This is a genomic window from Allomesorhizobium camelthorni (assembly GCF_011045125.1).
In the GTDB taxonomy this organism is placed as follows: Bacteria; Pseudomonadota; Alphaproteobacteria; order Rhizobiales; family Rhizobiaceae; genus Allomesorhizobium; species Allomesorhizobium camelthorni.
Genome location: NZ_JAAKZF010000192.1, coordinates 1 through 3,607 on the forward strand (window position 1 = coordinate 1; position 3,607 = coordinate 3,607).

The window sequence follows — 3,607 nt, forward strand, 5'->3', positions numbered from 1 at the left end:
CAGTGCGTGGCTACCGAGCGCGACGGATACAACTTTATCCAAATATCGATCCCGATCTGGATGGAACAGCTTCTCCTTCACCTTGGGATTTGACTCGCGGCGCAGAGCATCCCAACGCCGCGACAGCGACTTGGAGTCGGGAGCGATGACCCACGTCCGATGGGTTTTTACCCCAGGGCTCGACCAATCGAACAGTTCGGCTAGCATAGGAAATGTTGCTCACTCTCCCTTGGCCGCCGGAAAGAAAGGCGCGCGCCAATCCGAAGGGCAATCCTGCCAGCCTTCCGCAGCCAATGACAGCTTCTCCAGCGCGGCGAACTTCTCTTCGCGCCGGCCTTTCGGCAGCGCGCGGAAGCGAACCTTGGCTGGCGTATCCCGGTCCTTGCCGAGCGGCTTCGCCGCCAGCACGATGCAGACCGGCTGCTGCACGCCCTGGAAAATGCGGGTGGCGACCTCCGGCTGATGGCCCTCCGGCGAGCAGTCGATCACCCATATGTCTGAACAGGTCCGCCGCAGATCGTCGCGCATTCTCTGAAATCCATCGCCGCCTAGAAAGCCAGCGACGGTTATGAAGCAGACGATGCCTTCTTCGTCTTGGTCCGGATTGCCGGTCGCGGCCTGATTGCCAGTTCCAAAAACCTTCCACGTCGCCCAGCGCCAGAAATAGACATAGAGGTTCTTGAGATGGTGGGTATGCGCGCCGATCTTCCATTCCGGCGGCGGCGCCCACCAGTCCATGGGCGAGGGGCGGCCGTTCGCGCCGTGCTCGATCCAACTGCCCATTCCGGCTGCCTGATTCTTGTAGGGCGGATTTCCTAGCACGACGGTGATGTCGTGCGATTTCTTGATCGTGTTTGCGTCCCGGCGCGACTGGGCGATCGGGCCACTCTGCACCAAAGTGTCTTCCTCGACATAGGGATTGCCGAGCGTGTCGGTGATGAAGAGCTGCAAATCCGGGAGCTTCGGCGGGGCAGCGGAACCCGGCGTCGTCAACGCCTGCAGTTCGGCGATCAGGCGAAGCTGCGCGACGGCGAAGGGGCCGAACTGAAGCTCGAACCCGATCAGGCGTCCCATGGCCGCCTCGATCGCGCCGCGCACCGCGCCCTTGCCCTGATCATGCTCGATGGTCGCGGCGATCCTGCGCATCACGCCGAGCAGGAAGGTTCCGGTGCCGACGGCCGGATCGGCCAGCGTCACGTCGCTGGAGGCGAGCCCCGCCGGGCGCGAGAATAGCGGTCCGCGCAGCGTCTCGTCCACCAGCCGCGTCATCGCCGACACCACTTCGGGCGGCGTGTAATAGGATCCGGTCATCTTCCTGAGATCGTTGTCGTAGACCTCGAGGAAATCCTCATAGAAATAGAGCCAGGCTTCGGGCTTGTCCTTGCTGATGGTGTGCCAGTTCACTACGTCGAGCACGCGGGTCAGCGTGGCGAGCGAGGTCTCCAGCGCCTTCTGGTTTGCGGGGTCGTCGGTCAGCAGCCCGAGCGCGGTGCCGATCAGCGAACTGGAGCCGCGCAACCGATGCGCGGCCTGGTGGATGCCGCCGGCCAGCGGAATGTCTATTGCGCGCGCCACCAGAAGACCGAAGGTGACGGCCTGTGCGTAGCCGTCCGCGAACCGGTAGTCGTTGGCCTCGGGAAACAGCAGCCTGCGCCAGTCGCTGGCGAGCGTGGTCAGCCCTTGGCTCTTGCGTTCCAGTTGCTCGATGACTTCGTCGCGCAGCAGGCGGCATAGCCGGGCGGCGACGCGCGCCAGTTGTTTCGCATTGGTCGGAGGGATGGGCTTCCAGGTCAGAAAATCCGAGATCAGCGGCAGCAGCGTGTCAGGGGCCGTCAGCCCCGCGCCGGCAGTGGCGACATCTCCTTCCAGCGCCACTACCTTGCCGACGAACTCGCCGTCGCGCCACAGGCTGAAGGCGCCGCCGTCGGTGTAGAGCAGGTTAGGCAGGGATTTCAGCTTCTGCCACTGGTCCTTGTCGTGCGGGTCGGTGAAGCGGCGCGGGTCGGCGCCCTTGCCCGGCGCCTTCACCTCGATGAAGCCGACCAGCGCGTTGTGGGCGGTGACGGCAAAGTCGGGCCGGGTCTTGATGTCGGCGAGGTTGGTTTCGCCGACCAGATGAACGGCGCCGGCCGCGAGGCCGCCGATTTCGGCCAGTTCCCGCACCAGCGCTTCGAGTGGCCCGCGAAGCTGATCCTCCGGCTGGCCGTCGATCGCGGGGTTCGAAAGCTTGGGCTTCAGCGACGCCCCATAAGCCGATACCGCTTCGGCAAAAGTCCTGGCCGCCAATGTTCCCCCTCCGCCGCGCGTTCATCCTGGTTTGGATGAATCATGCCGAACTGCTTCTTCCGGTTGAGCTTATTCAAAGGGACCGGAATTTGCAGGTGTTTTCTTCGTCCCCTCTCGTCAGCCTTTGGGCAGAGGACGTGGGGGGCAGCAACCGGGTGAAAGGCGGTCGTTTGCTAGCGTCTCACATCAGTGCACGCCACCCCCTACAACTCCTCCCTCTCATCCCGCAGATTGGACACCACGCGGCGGTTCTGTGATCTGCAGGCGGTGTCGGGGCAGTCGCGGACGAGGCGGTCCTTGCCGTAGCCTTTGGCCCACATGCGGTTGCGGTCTATGCCGCCGGCGGCGAGGTAGTTCATCACCGCGTCTGCGCGCTGCTGCGACAGCGCCGTTTCGCTTGTGCCGGGATCGTCGGCAAAGCCCTGCAGCTTGAGCAGCCAGCGCGGATGCTTCGTGAGCCAGGCGATCTGGGTGTCGAGGGTTGCCCTGGCGACGGAATCCAAGGCCGCGGAGCCCTGCGTGAAATAGGTGCGGCGGCCGACATTGAGGATAAAATCCTCTTCGCTGCCCGGCTGCACGTTCTGGAAGCCGGCGACCTCGGTGTTGGTGACGTCGGGCGTGGCGGGCGCCAGCGTGTTGCTGGTCGAGCAGGACGCGGCCAACACCAGCATGCCGGCAGCCAGCAGCCGGCGGATGTTTTTAATCATGCGGTTCATGGTCGGTTCATTCGACTGAGGACGCCTGGTCGGCGATGTGCGGCAGGACCTGCACCGCCGTTCCTATCGGCGAACGCTGGTAGAGGTCGATGATGTCCTCCGGGAACATGCGGATGCAGCCGCTGGAGGCGTCCGTGCCTATGCTCCACGGCTCCAGCGTGCCGTGCAGGCGGTAGCCGGTGTCGGCGCCGTTGCGGTGGAGATAGAGCGCGCGCGGGCCGAGCGGGTTGTTGGGCGCGCCGCCCGCGACGAGGCGCGGCAGGTCGGGCCTGCGCTTCAGCATTTCGGGGGGCGGGACCCATTGCGGCCACAGCGCGCGGCGGTCGATGGTCGCGCGGCCGTACCATTTGAAGCCTTCCTTGCCGACGCCGACGCCGTAGCGGATCGCCGTCTTGTTCTCCATAATGACGTAGAGGAAGTGGTGGCGCGTATCGACGACGATCGTGCCGACGGGCTCGCTGCTGAAATATTTGACGATCTGGCGATGCCAGCGCTTGTCGATCTTGGCGAAGTTGGTCTTGCGGTAGACGAAATTGTTGTCGCTGGCCGTGCCGGCGAAAAAGGATTTTGCAGCAGCGGCTTCGGCGATATTGCCGGTTGCACCC

Annotated in this window: 4 protein-coding genes; all 4 read right to left on the minus strand. The window is 64.3% G+C overall.

All coding sequences use genetic code 11. From position 1 onward, the window contains the following. On the minus strand, positions 1 to 207 hold a 207-nt coding region (locus G6N73_RS37780; RefSeq protein WP_246252816.1), incomplete at its 3' end, for a type ISP restriction/modification enzyme. A gap of 12 nt (positions 208 to 219) precedes the next feature. After that, positions 220 to 2,286, minus strand: coding sequence for an N-6 DNA methylase (locus G6N73_RS34955; RefSeq protein WP_246252817.1), 2,067 nt, complete (start codon positions 2,284 to 2,286; stop codon positions 220 to 222). Between the two features lie 203 nt (positions 2,287 to 2,489). Continuing rightward, positions 2,490 to 3,002 (minus strand): OmpA family protein, encoded by a 513-nt coding sequence (locus G6N73_RS34960; protein ID WP_165034433.1) that lies wholly within the window; start codon positions 3,000 to 3,002, stop codon positions 2,490 to 2,492. Positions 3,003 to 3,009: 7 nt separating this feature from the next. Further along, on the minus strand, positions 3,010 to 3,591 hold the full coding sequence (locus G6N73_RS34965) for a L,D-transpeptidase family protein (protein ID WP_165034434.1): 582 nt from the start codon (positions 3,589 to 3,591) through the stop codon (positions 3,010 to 3,012). Positions 3,592 to 3,607: the final 16 nt, after the last annotated feature.